The sequence below is a fragment of the Parablautia muri genome (assembly GCF_009917485.1).
Classification (GTDB): Bacteria; Bacillota; Clostridia; order Lachnospirales; family Lachnospiraceae; genus Suilimivivens; species Suilimivivens muri.
This window is the reverse complement of record NZ_QZDT01000199.1, coordinates 1-641: the sequence shown is the minus strand read 5'-3', so window position 1 is coordinate 641 and position 641 is coordinate 1. Positions and strand designations below refer to the sequence as shown.

General features: G+C 56.3%; 1 protein-coding gene. It reads right to left on the bottom strand.

The genetic code is table 11. From position 1 onward, the window contains the following. A partial coding sequence (locus D5281_RS25210; RefSeq protein ID WP_160562573.1) for a hypothetical protein occupies positions 1-641 on the bottom strand: 641 nt, incomplete at both ends.

Genomic DNA, 641 nt, shown 5'->3' with positions numbered 1-641 from the left:
CTGTCCCGGTTCTCCCCCTTGTCAATCAGCGCATACGTCCCATGTCTGCCCTCGATTTTGGAAAAGGAAAGAGTCTTATAGGGCAGCATGGAGAAAAGGCGGTCAGTGTCCTTTGTGGCTGCAAGCCGCATGAACGCCGGGGAAAGCTCTGCCATGAAATGGGTCTTGTTCGGGCTATTCGGCTCATAGTGCCGCTTCATTTCCCGCACAATGCGCCGCGCTTCCGTTTCAATCAGCCCGTCCCGCAAGGCTGTGATATGCGCCTTGAAGTCCCCCGGTGGAAGCTGCTCCCGGCTGCGCCGTTCTTCCTGTAAGAGTGATTGCAGCGCGTCCGGGTCGTCGGGTAGGGCTTCAAAGCGTTCAAACTTCCCAAGCTGCGGGTCTGGGTTGCCGTTGAAGAACCGTCCGGCGGGTATCTCCCTTTCCCCTCGCTCATAAATCAGCTTCACCGTATCGGCGGGCAGCTCATTTTCCTTGACGCGCTCATAATGTTTAGCGTAGTCCAGTTCGTACAGATTGCCCTTAATTTTCCCGCGCTCCTTTCCCGTCAGCTCGATTGCATAGGCAAGGACGCGGTCGCTTGTCTGCTCCATGTAGAAACGCCATGTGTTGTGGGGCGCGGTGTCTTTGAGGAAAACGTC